The following is a 22,012-nucleotide window of genomic DNA, read 5'->3' on the forward strand; positions in this document are numbered from 1 at the left end:
CCGCGTAAGGGAGGCCATGACAATGAAGTTATTTTCCTTTGTACATTCCTCGGCGTTTGGGCAGATCGTTTTTCCTGTAGACTTGCAGCAAGATGATGGCGATTACGGTCAGGAGCAATAGGAGTATGGGGAGAAGCCCAAAGGTGCCGCGGTAGGCTGCCACGGAGGGGTCGAGGCGAGAGATTATCGTCATCATCACGGCGGAAGGGGCAACGACAATACCGAGCAATAGCGCCAAGTTGCTGTTGAAGAAATCCGAGACGCGGAACGAGGTAAAGTAAGCCACGAGCACCCCGATCGCGATAAGGAACGTGATAATGTTCAAGAAGCGGAAAGCCCAACGGTGCGTGCAGAAGAACGACGCGACCGCGCCCTGGCGCAAGCCATCGCCTTCCTCATTCTCGAAATGCTTGAGCATGCAATCACCCAAGTTTCCAGAAGTGGCGCAGTTTTCTTCGGCATCGAGGGCAGTCGCATACGGTCCAACACCCAGGTTGTAATACGTGTCGTTATAATACAGAGCATCCTTGCTAAACTGCCTCCACCCGACATTATCAAACCAAACAACAGGGACCAAAGAATGCAACATATTGCGGCGATCAAGGCTGTCCAGCTGCAAATTCAAATCGTTCAAGAGAATCTGCTTATTCCGAGAAGCCGGTTCGTCCAGCACAACGAACAAGTAATTTTTCACTTCGTCACGGATCTGCTTTCGGCTAATTTTCCGGTCAGCATCCTGAGCGTTAAGCAACACCAAGAAATTGTTGTAGCTATAAATTCCACTATGAGAGTCCTGTATCAGGCTATCCGCAAACAGCTGACGTTTGTCAATTGCCAAATCAGAGCGATCCATCATCAAATTCACATGTACATACTCATTTTTACTGATAAGGCTATCTTTCAAACCTTTAAAAAATTCATTGAAGCTCAATTTACTTTCTTCATCCTTTGGGAAATTTTTAAAGTACAATGTCACGCCGTCGCCTCGATTTTCAAATTCATCGGTGTAGAACGTGAATGCATTCACAAATCGCTGGAAATAAGAATTAACCTTTGTATTCAAGAGGGCATCGATTTCAAAAGAAAGCTTATTAAAAAATTCTTTTAACTTAACGCCCTTCCAATCTTCCTTAAAGATGACCCAATCCAGCTTTACATTGTGGCGGTGAACTTCATTGACAAATTCATAATTTTCCTCTTTATCCAGATATGCCAACGCAGGCGCTCCAGATGCGGTATGGAGAGTTCCGCTTTCATCAATTTGCAGGCCATAATAGGCCAGTCGAGTAATCCCTTCAAAGTCAACCCATTTGGTCGTATCGCCGGAATACCAGTACGGATAAAATCCAACAACACCGCCATTCAGTTCCTCTTTATGGCTACATCCGCACGTTTTAATATTCAAATTTATCGGGGCATCTTCAGAGTTATCGATTTTAACAAGCGAAGAATCTACAACATCCCTTAAGTAAAGGGAATAAAGGGTATCAAGTCTATCGAAAGATTTTTTCCAAAGGTCATCCGAGCAGATTCGGCCACTATAGCGTTTAATAAATCTCTTTTCTCGATGAATATCAGATATTAATATTTTCCCTACATTGCTGTATATCTGACGCATGTTGCATTTTTTCTCCATACATGCGCCATAATCTTTTTCTTTTTTGCATTTTTCGCTCTGAACATTTCTTATGGAATCTACAAGGTTCTTTCTCTTTTTGGTAAAAAAAGATTCGAGAGTTGCATCAATATACTTGTCCAGATTATTTACTTTCCCGCTACAAAGCTTAAAACTCGATGCCAAGAGATTTTTGGCGTAACGATGAAGTTGCGTTGAATCCAGAAATTCTGTACCCTCCATCTGTTTTACAAAATCATACGCCTGTTGAGAAAACACCATCTGGTTTGTAGCATCATCAACGATATACCATTTCAACGAATCGATAGAGTTATCATCCAAATAGGCCTGCATATTGAGCATTCCCATCACATCTGTAACAGTATCCTCTCGGACCGTCCACGAAGTCTGAATGAAGTTATTTACAATTTTCTGATGCTGAGGATAAACCTTAAACTTTTCATTGATTTTTTCGGCCATCTGCGAGCGGCTTTCATACTTAAAAGCCTTCTGCTGATTAAGCGTATCAAACACCGCAGCGGTATCTTTCAGCAAATCCTGTTCTGCATACTTTTCCACTTTTTCTGGCGAAATCGTATAGTAACTCATAGGCACGCCATCCGCATATGAGAATATGGCAAATAAAGCCACAATGAGAGTAACAAGGAGGTAATTTATTTTCATAGGATTTTTCCTTCTTTGTATAATTCCTTGGCCAAGGCCCTAACGATGTCTTCGTTGCAAATTTTCTTGCGATTCTGCTGAGCTGCACAAAGCGCTGCATAACGCGCAACGTTTGTTAGCGCACCCCCTGCGAGTTCATACTTTTCGGCAAATTTGTTCAAATCGACATCGTCTTCAAGTATAGTTTTTTTCGAGAAGATGTTAGACCAAAGTCTCATACGTTCTTCGGGTTCCGGGAGCGGGAAGTAAATGGCGTTCTGGAAACGGCGCGAAAAAGCTTCGTCTATGTTCGATTTTAAGTTACTTGCAAGGATGACGATGCCCGGGAAATCTTCGACACGTTGTAAGAGATACGATATTTCCTGATTGGCAGCACGGTCATTCGAGCTGTTCGTTTGTGTGCGGGCGCCAAATAGCGAGTCAGCCTCATCGAAAAAGAGGATCCAGTTGCGGTGTTCCGCCTGATCAAAGATGTTCGAGAGGTTCTTCTCAGTTTCGCCGATGTACTTCGAAATCACCTGCGACAAGTCCACGCGGTACACGTCCATGCCGACTTTAGAACCTATGAGCGTTGCAGTGAGCGTCTTGCCGGTGCCTGGAGGGCCGTAAAAGAGCGCCCTATAGCCACGTTTGAGGTTCTTGCGGAGTCCAAAATCGTCCAGCACGACTTCGCTTTTTTCAATCCACGCCAAAAGCTGATTGATATCGTCAAGAGTCTCTTCGCCGAGCACGAGGTCATCCCACTGCAAATTCGTCGTGATGAGCTTTGCCGGGAAATGCATGCTAAAATCGGGCTTATTTTTAACGCCAGTCGTAAAGTACTGCAAGTATTCCGATGACACACGAAGTGCCGCCGAGTTCGCGGGTTCACCCGGTTCACCGTATTCGAGCTGCAAAATGCGTTCTGCAAAAAGCGTAGAAGATGTATCGAACAGAGCCATCATCTGCAAGCGTTTTTCGATATCGTTCCCCGCAAGCAAAAATAGCGCCGTTTCGCACGTGGGCAAGAATCCCGAATGGCTTTTTCCGTGCCAACCGCCAAATTCCGTGTACGGACGGCCAAGAGTGCGATTATTCAACAGGAAAGAATCGAGCGCCTGCGGGCAAAGGTGCGGGAGGAGCGCAAGCGCAATAACCAAACGCTCATAAAATCCAAGTTCAAAATCAGCAACAACTTGCCCATACGGAGAATCGTCATCAAGTTCCGGCGGCGGGATCATTTCGATCTGGAGCTTTTTATCTTCGGAATCATCAGCCGAAAAATACTGCGAGAAACGCAGGTCAATCACCGACTTGCACCAATCAATTTCATTTGTCAAATCAAGACTCATCGCGCGCCTCATCTCCATTTAACATTTAATACCTTTTTCATCCACGGGTGTTTTATCATGGAGTAGCCCCACGGGAGCTTATCGAGCAAAATGTCGTACGTTTTCGTTTCAACCGTCAGCATGTCTGTCATGCCCGAAGTTTCAACAATTCCGTTTCGCACAAAATACGTACCGCGCAACCCATCGGGAGACATATGGCCCACCGCCTTCCAGTTTGCCACAACAGCCTGGAGCAGCGAATCGACAAGTTCCTTTTCGCTATCCGAGACTTTCGGAAGTTCATCGGCGTAGAGCACGGGCGTCACAGGCAAATTGCAAAGGAGGTTCATCACAGCGGCATCTTTGGGCGGTTCCGCATAATTACCGAAAGCCGCATACTTAAGCACCGCAAGGGCCTTGTGCTGAGAATCATCGTTTACGAAAGCGCCTTTTTCAATGCATCCCGTGCGCTCGAAAAGTGCAGGCAAGTACGGAGCAAGCAGCACCAAGCCAGAATCCATAACCTCATGCGTTGTATTCGAGAAGTGCGCCGAATTTTGTTCGGGCGTGCGAGCATTTTTATCTGGAGCATGCTCGGGTTTCGCATTTTTCATCTGCAAAATACGCTGGTAAACCACGTAGGCAATCTGCTGAATGTCCATTTGCGGATTTTCGGCCTGCATTTTCTTGATTACAGATTCCGAGAACGCAAGCGGATTAAACTTTTGGCCCTGATGTTCATCATTCCAGCTTTCGGCAAGAGCATCAAAGCGATGTTCGAGATTACTCGATTTGTCTATCGGCATGTGCTGGCGGTAAACATCAGCAAGCATCGTCGTCACAGGCTTACTCTGTGCCTTGAATACAGCCGAGCCGAGTTTCGATTTCAGCGCATCACGCAACGCATCAGTAATTTGCTGAAACACATCGCCAGAAGCTTCGATGTTCAAATCAATCGTCAAGGAATCAAGCTCTACATCACCGTCCACATTCACATCAGCGAGCACGTCATCAAGCGTTTCAATCAACGCACCATGCGCAAAGCTGTGCAGTTCGCGCTCCGAAGCTACCGGCAAAGAAGAATCTTCGACGGTAATATTCATGTTCATGTTTTCAATGATGTTCAGCGATTCACTCATAGCCAAACCTTCTTTGAAATGAACTGTTTATGCGCCAAGAGCCAATCGACCATGCGGGGCGACATCGTAAGTTTCATCGGGCCGTCGAATTTCCAGTCCTTATAGAGCTCAGCAAAGGCATGGCTTTCACGCTTAGGCACCCAGTAAATCACGGGGAGCAAATGGGCAGGGATTTCATTGCAAATGAACTGTTCAACATCGTCAAGCGATTCGCGAGTCAAATCATCATCGGCAAACATTACAATGTGGACGCGCCCAACCTTTTCGTCAACAAGCAATCCATCGACGTTGAAAATTTCAAGTTTATCTAGGTGGTCTCGAAGAATTCCGAGCATCAATTCCACACGGCGGCGCCAGGCATAGCCAACGCGATGCAAGAGCAATTCCGGGAGATGCTGCAAGAATGCGACCTTGCAACTTACGAGACGCGGCAACGCAATAAAGCTAAACTTCGGGAAATGCACGCCGTACATGGCTAGCATCTGGTCAAGCGCCAAATTGTAACGTTCCAGATTTTCAAAGACCTTTGCCGAACGCGCCCCACGAATCGAGAAAAGCTCCGGGAAATGGTCCAAAACATCCAAAAACTTTTTGAACACGAACTCAATCGGAGCGAGATAACCTTTTAGCGATTCAGCACTCTCCCCTTCCCTATAAATCGTCGGGAAAAGTTCAATCATCGGCGTAAAATCGGTGACATCGTGATGCGTTCCAGTTGGCAAAATTTCTTCCGCTTCATCGTCATCAGCGTCAACCGAGCGAATGTTTGCGCGGACATTACTTTCTACAAAATTCGGTTCGCCACCCATCCACTTGATACGCAAATCCGAGACGTAATCACCCATGCAGCGCCACTTGCGCCAAAGTCTCCAAAAGCGTTCAAAAATTTCACCACTCACGTGGTCATTGACGCTACCCGCCATATAGATTTCAACGCGGTAGCACCCGTTATCGTCCGTTGTAAAACGGACTTTTTGCGGATAACAGCGCAATTTGGTAAAATGCCTTTCGCAGTAAATGCGCGACTTGAAAAATGATGCGTATTCATCCTGAGTCACAGGGAATTCCTGCATCACAAGCGCCGGCGCACAAAGTGCCTGCGATTCATAATCGATATTCCCGTCAAACGAAGCGAGATAATCTTCGACATCGAAACCCGTCTTGTAGCCAAGTTCCGTGAGCGTAAAGACCATCTGTTCCAAAATCGTAACGCCCGGATCGTGAACGTTATAGTCGGTCCAAATTTTTCCGCTCAACTTCTGCGCAAGCCCTATGGCCTCTTGCCGCAGGGTCGCATAATCGAACGGTCTCACCTCTTGACGAGATATCGTTATGGAGTTGAATTCACTCATTTACCAATTGATCCAATCATTTGCGTATCGTACCAGAGCTTGGTCAAGCGATAACGCACCTTGACTTTTCCTTCGTCATCGTACTTGTGATGTACACGCAGCTGGAGCGTGAATTCAAACTTGTTCGCAGCCGTTTTCCAGCGAATGTCGATCTTGGAGCCTCGCCCACCGCTATACGACTGCGTCAAATTGATAGACGGATTTTTATTGAACGTATTGACTGCAATCGCATGCGCAAGCGCAAACTTGCCATCGCCTTCGTTGCCACCCACACCTGCAACAATTTCAAAGCACTGGCAACCGGTCAAAACTTCGGTCACATCGTGCCATTCGCCATCGGCAACGACTTCGAGATTTTCATTTTCGTAACCGAGACGGCCCTTCGATGCAATCACGCCATTAACGTCAAGTTCGCTTTGCGGCGCAACACAGCCAACGCCCATGCGGATTTCAGAAGCACCTTCAGGATTTTCGGCCGAACGTTTGCTCAAAAGCGTTACGGCAGTCTCATCTTCTTTCATTTCGGGCGTTTTGATATTTAAACAAGTCTCGCCCTGCTCAATGTTCTTGCGGACACTCGCAAACCACTCCGGCTTGCGTTCTGCCAAGTTCGAGAAAAAGCTCGCCAAGCGGCTGTTATCTCTTCTCTGCTTAATTTCGAGGCCGTTTTCTTCGGAGACCCTAAAGCCATCATCCACAGCGTTCACCATGGAATCGATAAGACTCATAAAGTCTTCTTCTGTCGGCATGCGCCCAGCCGTAAAGCGATATTTCAACTCGCTTCGGTTAAGCCCGATGTATTCCATTCTCTGTCCTGCCATCATTTTCTCCTTATGATAAATGTTTGACCAATTTCAAGGCCACCATATCCGTTGTTGACACGGCGTGAACCCAAATTATTCGCAGAATCAATATCGTTGATGAAGTGCTTGCGCATTGGCACCGCAATACTCCATGGGAATGAGCCATGCAACAAGCGCTCTTCAGACTGCTCAAATAAATTCACCAAGAATCTTTGTTCGTCCGTAGAAGCAATTTTCATGATGGTGAAATCGTCCATCACCTGATCCACGTAATCAAGGCTTTCGATATAGGACTTGAGTTCCATTTTATCGAGTTTCCAGCCAAAATGCTTAGTAATTCCGCCCACCTGCGGGAACCACGGCGACAAATAGCGATTGATTTTTTCGTTCAAGTCCAAAAGGATTTCACCTTCGTTTTCGCGATGCTTTAGTTTGACATTGCAACGGACTTGCAACTTATCGAAGAACGGGTTCACCACCTGCACTTTTGCAATGCGAGAAACTTTACTTTGCAAGTAATCTCGGATATTCAAAAGCACCGAGCCGCTCACGCACGGGTCCCACTGGAATGTTCCATCGCAGAACATCGGCGAAACCGGCACGACAAGCAAGTGGCCCGGGCAAGCGCAATCATAACGGCCCGTAGATTCATCAATGCGCACATGCGGGAAACACTTGACTTTAAGCACTTCGGGGAAATGTTCGAGAATCAACCGCTCGTAATCTTCCGTGCAAACGCCACGATTCCTGTGGTACAGATACTCCGCCACGCGCATACGCATCTTGTTATCGGTTTCGCGCACCTTGCCGCCAAACGATTCTTCGAACTGGTAAACGCTCGAAATTCCGGCAACGCTCTTCGTGAGTTCCTTGATGCATTTCGGTTTGCAATGGTCTTGAATAAGGCCATCTTCAAAACCGCAAACGCGCTTAACTTCGAGCGACTGCGTAAAGACCGTCAAAAGTCTTGAGCACTCGCGCCAAAAATCGCCCTTCGGGCTTATGCGAATCCAGTAATAGCCACTCGGCATCAATTCCGTTTCGCTCGAAATATCGCTCGGCAAATCAAGCGTTACAATGCCTGATGATGTAAAATGCGATGTCGTATCGGCCAATCGATTTTCATCGGGCAAAATCTTCCAGCCAAGCGGCCCCATGTAAGACCAATTGCACATTCCTTTTTCAAGGCCACGCGCCGCCGAGTCACGATTGAGTACAAAATAGAGATTTACTTTTTTCGGTTTCCCCGCAAATTGGAGTCCTAAGAAAAGTTCGCCGTTATGCACAAAATACGGTTCTTTTTCGCTAAAGCCATACGGATGCACAAACAAAATGCTATCGGAATTCTGCGCATCATTCGTCGAAAGCGCCACTTCGGCAAACGATGTGTAATTCACGTACAAGTCTTCGATGCTCGGCGTGTACGGCTGATTCGGCATTTCATCGGCGCTCTTTTTCTTGAGAATCTGCGTCAAGAACGAATTGCAGACCGCACGCGACATTTCCTGGTGCATAAACGCCTTGGACGGCGCAATGAGTTTCATCTTGAAGAACCCATCCTTCATCATCGGCGAATACATGAAGTTTTCATCTTCAGGAATCATTTCGCTTGTTCGCGAACAGACAATGCTATTGAACGACATTTTGAAATCAGCGTTCATCGCATTAAACAGCGAGCTTGTCACGCTATTTTCATCGGACGGGAGCCAATTGCCTCCATAAAGGCCGCTCAACGAAACCGTAAAATCAGACGTTTTCGGAGGGTTATCGTATTGCGAATACCATTCCGAAAAATCTTTACAGTTCGGGAGGCCGCACCACTTGCCACGAACATCAAACGAGTTCAGTTTTTTGCCACAAATTTCCTTGCAGCCCACAATGAACGAACTCCCGACACTCGGGACAGCGCCAAACGGCTGCACTGGCAGCAATGTAGAGGCAGGGCCATATTCATTCGAGACCGCAATATCGCGGCATTTCGAGACATCAACCGCAATGCGTACGCTCTGTAAATGCATCCTCATCAAAGCAAACCAAAGCGTACGCGACTTGCGAGGAGAGACTAAAAGCCGAAGCACCGGATTTTTCGAACGGTAGCGTTCACCGTGAATTGTCGGATCGTAATTGACAACCGCAGGATCCGTATCTTTCAGCGTAAATTCAAGCGACAATTCATTTTTAGGGCATTCCGAATTCAGAATATTGCAACCGATTTTATAATCTTCAATGTCAAGCCAGCCGTTTTCCGTAGTAAGCGAGAGCTTGAACGCATTCATGAATGCCGCCGAGAACTCGCTAGCCGAGCCGTAATCTACATCAGCCACCGTACGACGCAAGGATTCACGCGCAAATACAAAATTCAATTTGACGTTTCGCACGCCACTCGACATGTAAAAAATGCGATTAGAAACGCAAAGCCCCACTTGCGAGAAAACCGTTCCTTCGGGCACTTCATTCGAACGCGTCAGTCCAAACAAAGGATACGGTTGCATTTTCTGTTCACTTGCATCCTTAGGCGTGTACACCGGGATTTCGGCCTGTGCAATCGGGTACCCCTTCACGCACGAGACCGTCAAGATTTTAGCAACCTTTACATTGTTAATTGGAGAATCACAGACGGATTCAAACTCGATATTTTCGCCCTTGCTATTTTCCCCAGCGCTAAAGCGGGTCCCCTTGGGGAGCACATACGAAACATCATCATTATCAACATCGAGAGTGACAAAAGCACGGTCGCCTTCGGCTTCGCGATTTTCTTGCTTGAGGATTTTGCGGTAATAAAAATCAATGCGTTTATCTGGGAATGTGTTGAGCGATTGCTGAACATGTCCCATGAGCTTTGCGCAAACCGCATACAGAGCGGCAGCCGGGTCGGTTTTTCCGTCGGCTTCGCCCTCCATCATCGCCACAACTTTCGATAAATTTATATCATCGAAGAAATGCGGCTTGCCGTGTTCTTTGGCATACTCTTTCATCAAATACAAAATGGATTCTGTAGACATGGAATCTACAGCAAAAAAGCCCGTCGCAAGTTCCGGGAACTCGCGAGCTCGTTGGCTCAATCCATCTTGAATCTGATACTTATCCGCCATAAAACTATTCGATTACCTATACACTTGCATCCGTCGCTTCATTCAAGTAGAACGGGAACACTAGATTCCTGCGGCTGTTCGTCGAGCGTACAACATAGACGATGTTGATTCTAAGAACGCCCACAGCATCGGTCTGTTCAACGACAATATCCTCAACATCTACACGGGGCTCATTTAGCAGAATCGACTTGCTAATTTCGTCCTTGATAAGAGTTTCTGTCCTCAACGAATACGCTTCAAAGCAATAATCCCGCAAACGCGAGCCAAATTCCGGCTGCATTGTGCGCTCGCCAGGGTACGTATTCAAAAGAATGCGCAAGCTTTCTTCAATATCATCTTCGTGCTCCGACATTTTGGCATGTCCAGATTTCGAAAAAGAGACCGGAAACGACCAACCGCGACCTAAAAAAGAAGTATCCAGCACGCTAGCCTCCAATCATCACCGTCGGGCAACCCAAAACAATCGAGCCGCCATGAGCTGTAGAATCGCCCATGCGCGCCGCCGGTTTTCCGCAAATCATGACCGTTGCAGAACCTTTAATAATGGAATCCGGAGGGCCAACGCATACGCAAGAATCCCCCATCACAGCAGCAGGCAGCCCGCCAATCAAAACCGTCGGCGCACCCGGCCCCACAACGGGGCCACCCACATGAGGGATGGGCGATGGCCATGCAGGAGTCTGCATGGGGCATGTATGCATATCAGTAAGTCTTGCAGCACACGGCATAAAAACTCCTAGTTGATCATCACCATAGCGCCCTTGATGACAGTCTGTCCTGAAGCAGAAACTTCGGCCTTGGCACTCCCTTTACCGGTGAATCCCACCTTTCCATTAAATTCCACGTTCATTCCCTCTCCTTTAAGGTCACCCTTTGAACTCAAGGCGATTCCGCCCACAGCCGAGACGTTGAACTTGCCCTTGGTATCAAAGCAAATATCCTTTTTCGATTCTACCTTGATGCCGCTATCAGACATTTCGAGCTTGTTGCCGGACGGGTCTTCGACCGTGATCTTTTTGCCATCATCATCCAGCACAAACTTGCGCTTGCCCGGAGTCGTCACCGTGATGGACTTCTTTTCTTCATTGAATTCGACGCTCAGTTTTTCGCGCGTCAGAATCTGCTTGATGTTATTCTTTTGTTCAAGCGCCTGCGGAGTTGCATGCTTGCCGCTATAAAGGCTTCCGAGAATTACCGGACTCGACGGGTCACCGCCAAAGAATCCGAGAATCACCTCGTCACCCACTTCCGGGAAGAACAGGCAACCAAACTTATTCGATGCGTAAACGCCACCGAGACGCGCCCAGACATCTTCTTTTTCGTTCTGCATCAGCGGGATTTTCACCTTGACGCGATTCAGTTTTTCCGGATCTTCGTGAATCTGCATCACGACACCCGTCATGAGCCCATGTACGCCGCAGTTGATTCCAGATGCTATCGGCGAAGAGACTCCAAACTTTTCCGAGAACCACTCCTTGGGCATACCAAACGTAAATTCCGTAGTCCACAAGCCATCGCTAATGTGATGATGGATTCCAGAAACAAGCGCTCCGCCCTTAAAGCGGTCGCCCACATTCTTTAGGCCCACAAGCCCGCCAAGTTTCGCCGTTGTTGAACCCAGGCAAACAACAGAGCCGCAAATTCTCGAAAGTTCATTTTTCAGCTGTTCCGCTTCGGCCCAAGATGTAAGCATTCCCTTAGAAACTTGAGAATTGCTCTGCAACGTGTTCGATGATACTTTCAAGACGCCCTGAAGTTTGCTATTAGCAAGATTTGTCTGGCCGCCAAGCGATTTCATGCCAGACTTTCCAGAAATCACCTGTTGCTTTGTAATGTCCCAAGATTTCGCCTCGACATTTTTGACTTGGAAAAGCGCATTTGCCTCGGCCTTAAACTCGATAATATCCGTGCCCCAAGTGAGTTCCACATCGGCACCACCCTTGGCAGCAATTTTTTCGATGGACATTCCCTTGTCATCGGCAATGAGCCAGCAGCCATTGGCCTCGGCACGAGTCATGATAAAGTCCCAATCGGTGCAGTAATACTGCAAAATTTCTTTATGCGCTTCGCCACCCATGCTAGACTTTATCGAAACGCCATAATCGCCAGCCAACTTCTTGACGATGGCATCATCGGTCTTTTCGAGATAATTCGCATTTTTGCGAGCGCATGTCATTGCAATCGCCTTGTCGCGACACTCGATTTTAACGCAACTACGCCCACGCTTAGAAATCGAAACGCCATGGCGAACGACCACGCCCTTGAAAATCGGCGAAGAGTTTGTAGCATAGCCGGCTTTAATCGTCACCTCTGAACCGGGCTCCAAATCAGAACCATCGCTCAGCGGGAACTTGCCATTGCTCATTTCGCCATCTTCAATCACGACAACAGCCTTCGGGATCGTGTTGATGCCGTAATAAACATCGACAGAAACAATCGGGAGAACAGACGAGAGAGCATTTCCGTTCCCCAGAATGACACATTCTAACGGGCCTTCATCTTTAAATATGGGCGACTTACTTGACATTCAAACACCTCAATCGACAAGTGGCGGGAACACAAGACGCGTCCCCGGCTTTAAGCGGCAAAAACTGGAGAGCCCATTAATTCGGGCCACTTGCATGTAATACGACGGATCGTTATAAACTTTATTGCAAAGGTTCGGGAGCGTATCACCCGATTTAACTTCGATAATATGGGTTAGGTCTGGAGATTGCTTATTCTGTTTAGCCTCGATTTCCTTGAAAGATTCAAACTCAAAAAAATCGAGTGAAACTTCAGCACGAATCGGAGCGCCGTCAATATCAAATAAAGTGTATTTTACATCGATCTTGCCCAGGCGACCTTGCGTTTTATAAGGCCCCCAAGTAATATCAACTATTGGAGGTTCATGTTTATCACCATCAAACGCAAAAACAACCTTCTTTAATTTTTCAATCATCTCCTTTATGGTCCCATCCATGGGCCATAAAGCTTTAGGAATAGCTCCCGTTGTATCTAGAAGAATATTCGGGATATTAACCTTTTTCTTGCCATAGCTGTCAAACTTTAAGCTTCTCAGTTCACGAGATTTGGAATAACGAATAGTATCCGTTAAAGAAAACGTTTTAGGATTCAGCATGGCGGAAAATTCGCCACCGTCAGATTTTAATGTAAGCTTTTCTAATCCCATTTATCGTTCTCTCGACTTTTCAATAGATTCACTAATCATTTCTCGACATTCATCCAATATTTCAGAACGCAAATTTTCCAAGTCTTCTTGCTTATTATCTTCAGAAGAACCCGTCACATGGATATTTACAACAAAGTTTTTTATTTCAAGTGACATACTAACCCAACTTTATACTAAACGAATTATATTTGATATGAACTGTTTCAATAACAATTTCATTTTTCATGGCATTAAAATCAGTCACTGTCCACTGCACCGGATAAGCTTGATTAAAAGTCCATGTCTTTATAGGTTGATTTTCCTCATCCAACAACGAAACAAGAACATCCTTTAGTTTTATGAAATCTTTTTTGGGCGGACTATTAATAATTTCGCTGCACCAAGTAAAGAATTCATCATCCGTTCTAAGCATGCCACGCGACAAAACCAAATCACTAAACTTTTTCCCTTTCGGAAGATAATACTTCGTAAAACTGTCGCCTCCTGAAATTACAGATTCAGTCTCCAACGTAAAGTCAATTCCCTTGACTTCACTAAAGGATACCGGCTGTTTTCCAATCGATACTGAGAAATGAAAAGAAACCGGTATAAACCATTCTGGAGGAACCTTTTTTTCAGGAGGCGCCATATTCTACCTACTAGCCATTCTTGATTTCAAGGCCTTCGTGGACAATTTCAATCGTTTCGATTGCAACTTCGTTGCCTTCGGACTTGAGATCGGTCCCCGTCACCTTGGTCGGCCAAGCGTTCTTGAGCGTCCAAACCATCGTTTCAGCGCCACCTTCATCGAGGAGGCTAATCGTAACGGTCGTACGTTCAATGGTATTCATCTTGATTTTCTTGAACCAGTCCCAGAACTTGTTATCGCCCTTGAAAATACCCTTCTTCATCGTGACATTGCTGTACTTGACAAGGCCAGGCATCTTGACCGGAGAGAAAATCGGACTGTCTCCCGAACGATACTTGATTTCTTCGGACTGAGCATCAAGACCAGAAACTTCCTGAAAGGACATCTGGACATCATTCCACATCACCTTGAAGTGGAATTTGGGCATGGGCCATACACTTGCACTTTGTGCTGCGCCATTTTCATCAGCCATATTGATTTACCTCCTATTACGACTTCTGCTGTTGCTGTTGGAATGTGAGTTCGATGAATTCTGCCGGGCGAATCAAAGCCACCTTCACGGTCACTCTCAAAATGCCTTCGAGAATATCTTCCGGAGTCATGGTATCGCCAAGGCCCACATGCACTTCGTAAGCATCTTCCGGCGTAGCGCCAGCAAGGCCGCCGCGCTTCCAAACGCTATTGAGGAAGTTGCCAATCATGTTCTTCATCGTGAGCCAAGTCGTAGACGTGTTTGCGTCGAACACATAAGCCTTAGATGCCTGCTTGATTGATTCTTCGAGCATGATCATGGTACGGCGAACGTTCACATAGCGCCAATCGAGGCTGTTGCCATCAAGCGTACGAGCGCCCCAGACCTTGATGCCATCGCCAACAAAGTAGCGGATTGCGTTCACGGCCTTACCGTTCAGCGGAACGTTCAAGTCTTCCTGTTCATCGTTGGTCAAGTTCACTGCCGGAGAGACAACGCCATTGATACCGACATTGGCCGGAGCCTTCCACACGCCTTCGTTATTATCGACGCGGGCATAAATACCAGCCATTGCAGCAGAAGGCGGCATCAAGTTGAGCATTTCGCTCATGGTGTTCATCATAGCGGCATACTTCGGGCAGACAACCGTAAGCGTGTTGTGCAAATCCGTCGGATCCTTCTTGACATCAAAATTGCTCAAAGCCTTGAAGAAGCTGACGAGTTCCTTCTGTTTCGGCGTAAGTTCCAACTTTTTAGCATCATCGTCCGAGATATCGAGGCTTTCAATCTTCGGAACCACGGACTTTGCAAGGTCAAGTGCAAGCGTCGCATAGGCACCTTCGCCTTCGGCTTCCGGCTCGATATTTGCAAACGAGAGTTCACTCGAAGCGACAACGCTCGTATTGATCCACGGATAGTAAGCGGCACCATACTTGAGGAAATCCGTCACCTTTTCGCGGAACGTGTTGATGCATTCCAGCGGTTCCTTGAAGCCATCGTAGACATCGAGAATGGTGAATCGGTTCTGCATTTTGTTGCAATGCGCAAGCAATTCATTCTGGATATCGGCGCATTCCTGAGCATCGCCAAGCGAAACGGCATCCGGCACGAGCATAATCGTCGGTTCCTGTTCCTTTACGAACGGGGCAATACCTTCGAACAACGGCTTCTTTTCGATTTTCTTGTCGTAACCGCCAACAGAGCAGATATAGCATGCGGCACCACCATTCTGGAAGAAGATGCGCATGGAATCGTAGAGACGGAACATGGTCTTTGCCTTAAGCGAAGCCTTGGCTTCGGACTTCGTTTCGGCACTTGCTTCGGCACCGTCCTCGCCTTCTGCGGGAGCAGCAGATGCGGATTCAGCCGCATATGTGAATCGCACACTGGGAGCGCCACCGAAAATGTTCAGGTATTCAGCAAAGGAAGTGATTCGGAAAGGCTTGTTCGTCAAGTCCTTACCATTGTATTCCGCCTTTTCGGTGTAGCCGATAAATGCGGGAATAGCAGTAGCAACTTCCACCACCGAGCCCGGGAAAGCATCTTTCTCAACGAGATAGACGCCTGGGGTTTTGTATGATGCAGGCATTTATGATTCTCCTATTTTTTATGGATTAATAAAACATTCAGCGACAATGGCGCTTGAGCCATCATCCAGACACGCCTTGGCAATTGACTTTGCACTTGCATTCGGAAGGCACTTCATCAACACCTTTGAAGTTGCACTGTCCAAAAGTTGGAAACGAGGAGGCGATCCGCTTACAATCGGGATTTCGGTCCGCGAAACATAAAGCGACATACGTGACGACTTTTCCACACAATCAAACTGCACCGGGTCATCAACCTTCAGCGAGTCGTTAATTTGCAAATCGCGTTCAGCATAAATGCCTGAGACGCAATAGCACCACCTCAATTTTTTAGTCGGCACCTTTACAGTGCCCATAAGCGGCTGTTTGGGAGTCAAATGGAGTTCCAGGGCAAAAACAACGCCAAACATACGCTGCAGTTCGGGCAAAGAATCCTTGCTGCGCCCTTCAAAACGCACCCCACCATCACAGGAAACTATAGCCACCGGGAACTCGTCATGGGCAATTCCATCGAAATTTGTCACATTCCAGACTTCAGCAATTGACGCCTTGACATAAAAAAGGAGCGTTACCTCTTGAGCAAAAGAGGTCGCAGGCGCCATAAGCCGCACTTTTCCATCGTATATGCGGCATAAAGCTTCTTCTTTCTTCAGGATTTCAGCCGTTTCCGCAGACGGTACGACCTTAAAGCCACAAGAACTCCCGTTGTAGTATTCGTGGCAAAGCGAGACATCTACAATTCTTGCGTATTCCATTAAAGCAACCCCAATTCTGAGTTTTCTGGAAGCCGTATAACATACGGCTGGTAATACGAGTAGTTTCCGCCAAGAGCAACCGTCTTTAAACGATAAACCACTGATGGGACATATTTTGCCCCTATCGTCCCCCACAAATTATTCAGTTCCTGCATATTCAAGTTTTCCATGTCGATGGCAATTTTTTCCAAACCATCAGGCATGTCAGGCGAAGTCGAACGGTCAAAGAACGAATGATCCATGAAAAAAGCGACAGCTTTGGACAAATAACGTAACGAATCTACGTAGTTTCCACCTTTAAAATTGGCAGCAATAACAAAGTACAAGTTCAAGAATACTTTTTTCTGCGGAACAACAGCTCTGTCACCTCTAAATTCTGGAACAGCATGGTTTTGCACCATACTATCGCGTTCCATATTCACTAGGAATATGTTCAGTTTGTTCGTAGCCCCTTCATATTCTTTCCCGTCATTTTCAAGCATTCTAGACACGACAACAAGATCTTCACGTATCGACATCGTGCGTCGTAAGTGAAGATTTAGTTGCATAGCCAAAAACTGCAACGAAGCCCCGATCATAACAAAAGATGCCCACCCTTTGTTTGCAATACATATATATGTTTATATGTATTATTTCGTTCGTATTATAACTTTCAACGCGGCAATATAATTATAAGTTCAGCATTTTGTAAATTGTAAAATTTATTTTTCACATTTTTAGTTATTTTTAAAGATAAATGTTTGTAGAAAGACGAATAAATTACGCAAATTTTATTTATAAATACAAATTTCGTAAACATTGTACATAAAATAGGAAGCAATTCGTTAACAAAAGTTTCCACACCAAAAACGTCAAAAAATGCTATTTTTCTTACAAAAAACTGCCAATACAGACAAAAGTCATAGGCAAATACTATACGTATCATGATATGATACACCCCTATAATACAGCGTAAAAAAAAAAGCGCCATTTCAAGGGTTACACCAAATCATACCTCTTTTTTCCAACCCAAAAGGACATAAATCGGCCAAAAAGACGCAAAAACGCCATTTTTTCACAAAAAAACATAAAAAAAACAGAAATATTCTCCATATAAATGGAACATGCTTTATTAAATTTTCAGGTATGTTTGAGCATAAATGTCAGTCTGAATTAACATCTCGTCAAAAAGAGATATTAGCCCTTTTGCGCAAGGGGCTAACGAATAACGAGATTTGCAAGACTTTGAACATTTCGGCAAATACGGTCAAAGCGCACCTAGCCAACATCTACAAAATTCTTGAAGTCACCAACAGAACAGAGGCTGTATCTGCAAAAATCGACGGAAATAGCGAAGAAGCCCCCAACACAGGCGACGTCAAGAAAGACCTCAACATCATTTTTCTCAAACAGAAAGACCTTTCCGCATACCCGAAGGCTAATGGTCTCTACTATTCTCTGGTAGAAGCCATTCACCAATACCGCATCTTCCGCATTACAGATACAGAAGACAACTCTTTTGACCCCGCCTTTTCAATTGACGTTTCGGCGGCCAAAGACAAAGACGAAACTTTATTCTTATCGGTAAGGCTCGGTTCAACGCACGAGATGCTTTGGACAACCTCTGTCAAAATCAGCTCAGACAACATTCTAGAGATTGCCCAGAAAGCGGCAATGCTTTTGTTCCGACACATCGTGCTTGCGACGGCCAATATAAAGTATACTCCCCAAAGTCCCATTCCCTATTGGTGGTACGCGACCGCGCATTGCAACATCAAGTTCGAAAACCGCAGCAAGGAAACATTCAACTACTGCAAGGACATGCTCACGCCTCTTGCCACTGGCGATATCTACAGCGAACAAGCGCTTTATACACTTTCACTTGTCTACTACATCGCAATTCTAGACAACTGGGGCGATACAAAAGAATACACCTTGCAGCTGGCCGAATTCGCCCGCAAGGCCATGTTCAATGCGCCATATTCCATTTACTCGCAAATGATTATGGCCTTTTACAACATCGTTATCGGCAACAAGAGCGAAGCAATTGCTTATTTCAAGCAGGTCATCGAGGCAAACCCACAGACGATCATCGCACGTACCATCCTTATCCAGATTTACATGCTGATTGGCCAGAACGAAAACGCGTTGAACCTCATCAACGAATGCGAGCGCCTGATTCCAGCAACTGCGGCACAAGCCTCCATCAAGCAAGGCAAGGCTCTCATATTGCTCTTGCAAGGCAAGTACGAAGAATGCATCAAGCTTTCTAGACAGATCTTGCTTTACACGCCAAAGACAACAATTTTCTACCTGTTCATCATTTTCTGTTACAACAAGCTCGGCAAGTTCACCGAAAGCCAAGCCGAAATCAAGGAACTCTACAAAGAACACCCGGATTTTGGCAGGCCCTACGTCGAACACATCCTGAAGGGCGTCAACCCGCAAATGCAACAGATGTTCATGGACAACCTCCAGAATCTTTTTTCTGTCAGTAACCCATAAAACTACCCAAATGGGCTATTGATTCAAGCTCCATTCAAATATAATTTTGTTCTATCATTTTCTAGTGTGGTTGATCAATGATAGAACAGAGTGTTTTTTTTGACGAGAGCAACGAAAAGTCCATTAAAATAAGCGACTTGAAGCCAGGCGATATCCTGATTTTTGACGGTGAAGATCACGGCATATCACTCCTCATCAAAAAATTCACGCACTCCAATGTCACCCACGGCGCTCTCTTCATGCAAGGGGGCGATATAGCTGCCATTGCTGACGCCGGCACAGGCGGCATCCACATGCACAAGGTCGAAGAGCATGATGGCTCTCGTTTTGTACATGTCCGTCGCATCGCAAAAGAAGGCGGCTTCGGTGAAGATTTCGACAAGACCATATCACCGGTACTCGACATTGCCCGTGATTACGTCAGCCAAGACCTTCCCTACCCCTATTCCGATCTCGTCCTCCTTGCGATGATCCTCATTTACAAGGACGTCTCGGATGTAAGCCTCAAACAGGCGGCCATCATCAAGTTGCTGAAGGTCGTAACTGCCGAGCTGAAAAAATTCATCGACGAAAAGTTCCATGACGGCAAGCATACGATGGTCTGCTCGTCTTACGTGTACCAGTGCTACCTGGACGCCTCCAAAAACAATCCGGACTTGAAAATCAACATCAAGAACGGAGACGCCGATTTCGACCCGAACTACAAGGCAAAACGTTCAGCAACGCTACTCGACCTTTACGCAGAACACGCCGCAGAATACCTCTACAACACAGAAAGTTTCGCCTCCGAAAAAGACGAGCCCGTTACGGAAACGCTCGACGAAATTCTCGACAATCTCGTGAACAAAGAAGAAAAACACGTAAGCCTGGTTAAAGGGAATGCCTTGAGCCACGCCATCGAAGAATTTTTGAAAGCGCTCATGAATGCCTGCGGCATCACCATCAAGAATGTCAAGGAATTAATCGAAAACGCCAAAAAGCAGCAAGCCATGTTCGTCACGCCGAACGACTTGTACTGCCACACGACAAACACGGAATCTATCGGGAAACTGATGCTGTACCGTTACGAGGACGTTTACACCCCGTAATACGGGAAAGATTTTACACCTCAAACATAGTGCTGCAAGGGACGAATTTGGCCACCTCCGGATTCTTAACCTTGCAGCATTTCTATTTTTAAGCGCTTACGCTGAGTTCGCTTACCGCGAGAGCAGGCACCTTATAGCTTGCAAACGGGTCACGGTATTCATTACCGACAGCAACAATGTTCTTGATGATGTCGAAGAAGTTTCCGCTGAGTGTCACGCCATCGACCGGATGCTTAATAGCCCCGTTCTCGCACCAGAAGCCGTGCGCCCCGATGCTGAGTTCACCGCTCACGGAATTGCAGCCAGAATTGCCTTCCAGGCGTACAACAAGCAAGCACTTCGGGAAGATCTTCAAAAGTTCCATGGTCGTCATGCTTCCAGGCGGCACGAGCATGTTGTAGAAGCTCGTGGACATCTTGCTGCCGAAGCTGCGAGCGCCATTGCCTGTCGTTTCGCGGCCCGCCTTAGCAGCCGTTTCAAGGTTGTAAAGCGCCGAATTGAAGACACCGTTTTCGACGACCTTCACGCGCTTCGTGAGGCAACCTTCGGAGTCGAAATAGAACTTATGTTCAAACATTTCGCCTGTCGGATCGTTCCACAGCGAGAACACGTCACTTGCAATTTTTTCGCCTTCCTTGCCGTCGAGACGGGACTGGCCCTTCTGCATCGTCTCGGCAAAGAACGGCTGGCTGTACATGCCGAGGAAACGTGCGGAAATGCGTTCCGAAAGAATCACCGGAATCTTGCCGCTCTCGATTTTCTGGGCGCCAAAAAGTTCCGTTGCATATTCGGCAGTCTTGCTTGCAATTTCATCAACAGAGAATTCGTTCCAGTCGCGGCCATTCTTGACAAAGTTGCCAAGCTTCTTGATGCCACCCCGGCTTGCGACTGCACCGGCACCCGCAGAAGCGCAGTTTGAACGAGCCTCATAAAAAAGCCCCGTGTTGTTTGCGACGATGGAATAATCCTTTTCGATATCGCCACCGAGGTACGGGATATTTTCGATTTCCTTGGACTTTGCAAAAGTCGCCTTTTCAAGCTCGATGCAGAAGTCCTTCATCGTTGCAAGGTCGAGCGATTCGAGCGCCGGATTGTAGTTCGGTTCGCCCTTCGGGAGTTCAACGGCCTGCGGGAGCGTAATGTCGATTTTTTCGGTCCACTGCGTGTGGCAAAGAGCGTCCTTGAGCGTTTGGCGCAAGGCTTCGTCAGTGAGGCGTTCTGTATGCGCGTAACCCGGACGACCATCCTTGATGACGCGGACACCGAGACCTACGGAATCCGAGATTTCGGTATTCTGCACCTGGCCCTGGAAGACGGACAAGCCTTCGGAATGGGTGTTAGAAGCGATGACATCAAACTGTTCGGCTTCGCCCTTGGCGAGGTCACACATAAAAGAAACGGCATCTTTAATATTCATATCGCAAGTATAATAATTATATAGTCAGGCAAAACTACTCTAATTTGTCATGCCCGCCTCCGAGCGGGCATCTCCCATTTATCGAGAAGCGTGGCTTATCGAGAAGCGCGGCTTTTGCGTTCGAGCATTTTCCAGTAGGCGGCGGGGCTCCCGGTCACGGATTCAAGTGCGTTCGCCATCTCGGTCGAGATGCTGATTTCACCCGCAATCAGCTGGTCGAGCATTTCTACAGAAACGCCCACCCTGCGTGCAAATTCCGGCTTATCGATCTTGAGCCATTCAATACCTTCGAGAATCGCCTGTCCCGGCGTCGGTGTTCCATGTCTTGGCATATCTTAGTCACTAGTTAAAGGTCAATAGTTAATAGTTAGAAATGAAGCAAACAATGTCATTCTGAGTCCGTCAGGACGAAGAA

Annotated in this window: 20 protein-coding genes; 2 read left to right on the forward strand and 18 right to left on the reverse strand. The window is 46.7% G+C overall.

What is annotated here, in order from left to right:
• Positions 1-28: 28 nt before the first annotated feature.
• The 16 genes from B7991_RS01090 to B7991_RS01160 form a co-directional block, all read right to left on the reverse strand.
• Positions 29-2,224: a hypothetical protein gene (locus B7991_RS01090; RefSeq protein WP_254917794.1), complete on the reverse strand. Its 2,196-nt coding sequence runs from the start codon at positions 2,222-2,224 to the stop codon at positions 29-31.
• A 71-nt stretch (positions 2,225-2,295) separates the two neighbouring features.
• Positions 2,296-3,630, reverse strand: a complete 1,335-nt coding sequence (locus B7991_RS01095; protein ID WP_217898023.1) for an ATP-binding protein — start codon at positions 3,628-3,630, stop codon at positions 2,296-2,298.
• A gap of 8 nt (positions 3,631-3,638) precedes the next feature.
• Entirely contained in the window at positions 3,639-4,748 is a 1,110-nt protein-coding gene (locus B7991_RS01100; RefSeq protein WP_088629207.1) for a contractile injection system tape measure protein, read from the reverse strand.
• The gene (locus B7991_RS01105) at positions 4,745-6,100 is read right to left on the reverse strand and encodes a hypothetical protein (protein WP_141099817.1); all 1,356 of its coding nucleotides are present in this window, start codon (positions 6,098-6,100) and stop codon (positions 4,745-4,747) included. The genes B7991_RS01100 and B7991_RS01105 overlap by 4 nt, the downstream gene beginning before the upstream one ends.
• Positions 6,097-6,924, reverse strand: coding sequence for a hypothetical protein (locus tag B7991_RS01110; RefSeq protein ID WP_217898024.1), 828 nt, complete (start codon positions 6,922-6,924; stop codon positions 6,097-6,099). Before B7991_RS01110 ends, B7991_RS01105 begins: the two co-directional genes overlap by 4 nt.
• Positions 6,921-9,995 carry a baseplate J/gp47 family protein gene (locus tag B7991_RS01115; protein ID WP_088629210.1) on the reverse strand — a complete coding sequence of 1,025 codons (3,075 nt, stop codon included), beginning with the start codon at positions 9,993-9,995 and terminating at the stop codon, positions 6,921-6,923. Before B7991_RS01115 ends, B7991_RS01110 begins: the two co-directional genes overlap by 4 nt.
• 16 nt (positions 9,996-10,011) lie before the next feature.
• A complete protein-coding gene (locus B7991_RS01120) occupies positions 10,012-10,419 on the reverse strand; it encodes a GPW/gp25 family protein (protein WP_205490758.1) in 408 nt (135 codons plus the stop codon).
• A 1-nt stretch (position 10,420) separates the two neighbouring features.
• A complete protein-coding gene (locus tag B7991_RS01125; protein WP_088629211.1) occupies positions 10,421-10,723 on the reverse strand; it encodes a PAAR domain-containing protein in 303 nt (100 codons plus the stop codon).
• Positions 10,724-10,731: 8 nt separating this feature from the next.
• Positions 10,732-12,522 carry a type VI secretion system tip protein VgrG gene (gene vgrG / locus B7991_RS01130; protein ID WP_088629212.1) on the reverse strand — a complete coding sequence of 597 codons (1,791 nt, stop codon included), beginning with the start codon at positions 12,520-12,522 and terminating at the stop codon, positions 10,732-10,734.
• Between the two features lie 9 nt (positions 12,523-12,531).
• Positions 12,532-13,167, reverse strand: a complete 636-nt coding sequence (locus tag B7991_RS01135; RefSeq protein ID WP_088629213.1) for a peptidoglycan-binding protein — start codon at positions 13,165-13,167, stop codon at positions 12,532-12,534.
• Positions 13,168-13,323 (reverse strand): DUF5908 family protein, encoded by a 156-nt coding sequence (locus B7991_RS14735; protein ID WP_163443988.1) that lies wholly within the window; start codon positions 13,321-13,323, stop codon positions 13,168-13,170.
• A 1-nt stretch (position 13,324) separates the two neighbouring features.
• Positions 13,325-13,795 carry a phage tail protein gene (locus B7991_RS01140; protein ID WP_088629214.1) on the reverse strand — a complete coding sequence of 157 codons (471 nt, stop codon included), beginning with the start codon at positions 13,793-13,795 and terminating at the stop codon, positions 13,325-13,327.
• Between the two features lie 10 nt (positions 13,796-13,805).
• On the reverse strand, positions 13,806-14,267 hold the full coding sequence (locus tag B7991_RS01145) for a phage tail protein (protein ID WP_088629215.1): 462 nt from the start codon (positions 14,265-14,267) through the stop codon (positions 13,806-13,808).
• A gap of 16 nt (positions 14,268-14,283) precedes the next feature.
• Positions 14,284-15,855, reverse strand: a complete 1,572-nt coding sequence (locus tag B7991_RS01150) for a phage tail sheath subtilisin-like domain-containing protein (RefSeq protein WP_088629216.1) — start codon at positions 15,853-15,855, stop codon at positions 14,284-14,286.
• An 18-nt stretch (positions 15,856-15,873) separates the two neighbouring features.
• Positions 15,874-16,608 carry a hypothetical protein gene (locus B7991_RS01155; RefSeq protein WP_088629217.1) on the reverse strand — a complete coding sequence of 245 codons (735 nt, stop codon included), beginning with the start codon at positions 16,606-16,608 and terminating at the stop codon, positions 15,874-15,876.
• On the reverse strand, positions 16,608-17,186 hold the full coding sequence (locus tag B7991_RS01160; protein WP_088629218.1) for a DUF4255 domain-containing protein: 579 nt from the start codon (positions 17,184-17,186) through the stop codon (positions 16,608-16,610). Before B7991_RS01160 ends, B7991_RS01155 begins: the two co-directional genes overlap by 1 nt.
• A 547-nt stretch (positions 17,187-17,733) precedes the next feature.
• Here B7991_RS01160 and B7991_RS01170 point away from each other — a divergent pair.
• Together B7991_RS01170 and B7991_RS14740 are read left to right on the forward strand one after the other, a co-directional pair.
• Positions 17,734-19,092: a helix-turn-helix transcriptional regulator gene (locus B7991_RS01170; protein ID WP_088629220.1), complete on the forward strand. Its 1,359-nt coding sequence runs from the start codon at positions 17,734-17,736 to the stop codon at positions 19,090-19,092.
• 77 nt (positions 19,093-19,169) lie between these two features.
• Complete coding sequence (locus B7991_RS14740; RefSeq protein ID WP_176421734.1) at positions 19,170-20,180, forward strand: hypothetical protein; 1,011 nt, start codon at positions 19,170-19,172, stop codon at positions 20,178-20,180.
• A gap of 88 nt (positions 20,181-20,268) precedes the next feature.
• Here B7991_RS14740 and B7991_RS01180 read toward each other — a convergent pair whose 3' ends face one another.
• Positions 20,269-21,597: a TldD/PmbA family protein gene (locus tag B7991_RS01180; RefSeq protein WP_088629221.1), complete on the reverse strand. Its 1,329-nt coding sequence runs from the start codon at positions 21,595-21,597 to the stop codon at positions 20,269-20,271.
• A 95-nt stretch (positions 21,598-21,692) separates the two neighbouring features.
• Positions 21,693-21,929 (reverse strand): XRE family transcriptional regulator, encoded by a 237-nt coding sequence (locus B7991_RS01185; RefSeq protein WP_088629222.1) that lies wholly within the window; start codon positions 21,927-21,929, stop codon positions 21,693-21,695.
• Between the last annotated feature and the right edge of the window lie 83 nt (positions 21,930-22,012).

Origin of the sequence: Fibrobacter sp. UWB3 (assembly GCF_002210405.1) — a bacterium.
Classification (GTDB): domain Bacteria; phylum Fibrobacterota; class Fibrobacteria; order Fibrobacterales; family Fibrobacteraceae; genus Fibrobacter.

Bases quoted from the DNA above. Each gene is read 5' to 3' on its own strand.
- B7991_RS01105 (WP_141099817.1), bottom strand. From the start codon at position 6,100: ATGAGTGAATTCAACTCCATAACGATATCTCGTCAAGAGGTGAGACCG.
- B7991_RS01095 (WP_217898023.1), bottom strand. From the start codon at position 3,630: ATGAGTCTTGATTTGACAAATGAAATTGATTGGTGCAAGTCGGTGATT.
- B7991_RS01150 (WP_088629216.1), bottom strand. From the start codon at position 15,855: ATGCCTGCATCATACAAAACCCCAGGCGTCTATCTCGTTGAGAAAGAT.
- B7991_RS01090 (WP_254917794.1), bottom strand. From the start codon at position 2,224: ATGAGTTACTATACGATTTCGCCAGAAAAAGTGGAAAAGTATGCAGAA.
- B7991_RS01160 (WP_088629218.1), bottom strand. From the start codon at position 17,186: ATGATCGGGGCTTCGTTGCAGTTTTTGGCTATGCAACTAAATCTTCAC.
- B7991_RS01110 (WP_217898024.1), bottom strand. From the start codon at position 6,924: ATGATGGCAGGACAGAGAATGGAATACATCGGGCTTAACCGAAGCGAG.
- B7991_RS01155 (WP_088629217.1), bottom strand. From the start codon at position 16,608: ATGGAATACGCAAGAATTGTAGATGTCTCGCTTTGCCACGAATACTAC.
- B7991_RS14740 (WP_176421734.1), top strand. From the start codon at position 19,170: ATGATAGAACAGAGTGTTTTTTTTGACGAGAGCAACGAAAAGTCCATT.
- B7991_RS01180 (WP_088629221.1), bottom strand. From the start codon at position 21,597: ATGAATATTAAAGATGCCGTTTCTTTTATGTGTGACCTCGCCAAGGGC.
- B7991_RS01115 (WP_088629210.1), bottom strand. From the start codon at position 9,995: ATGGCGGATAAGTATCAGATTCAAGATGGATTGAGCCAACGAGCTCGC.
- B7991_RS01145 (WP_088629215.1), bottom strand. From the start codon at position 14,267: ATGGCTGATGAAAATGGCGCAGCACAAAGTGCAAGTGTATGGCCCATG.
- B7991_RS01140 (WP_088629214.1), bottom strand. From the start codon at position 13,795: ATGGCGCCTCCTGAAAAAAAGGTTCCTCCAGAATGGTTTATACCGGTT.
- vgrG (WP_088629212.1), bottom strand. From the start codon at position 12,522: ATGTCAAGTAAGTCGCCCATATTTAAAGATGAAGGCCCGTTAGAATGT.
- B7991_RS01125 (WP_088629211.1), bottom strand. From the start codon at position 10,723: ATGCCGTGTGCTGCAAGACTTACTGATATGCATACATGCCCCATGCAG.
- B7991_RS01170 (WP_088629220.1), top strand. From the start codon at position 17,734: ATGTTTGAGCATAAATGTCAGTCTGAATTAACATCTCGTCAAAAAGAG.
- B7991_RS01135 (WP_088629213.1), bottom strand. From the start codon at position 13,167: ATGGGATTAGAAAAGCTTACATTAAAATCTGACGGTGGCGAATTTTCC.
- B7991_RS14735 (WP_163443988.1), bottom strand. From the start codon at position 13,323: ATGTCACTTGAAATAAAAAACTTTGTTGTAAATATCCATGTGACGGGT.
- B7991_RS01185 (WP_088629222.1), bottom strand. From the start codon at position 21,929: ATGCCAAGACATGGAACACCGACGCCGGGACAGGCGATTCTCGAAGGT.
- B7991_RS01100 (WP_088629207.1), bottom strand. From the start codon at position 4,748: ATGAGTGAATCGCTGAACATCATTGAAAACATGAACATGAATATTACC.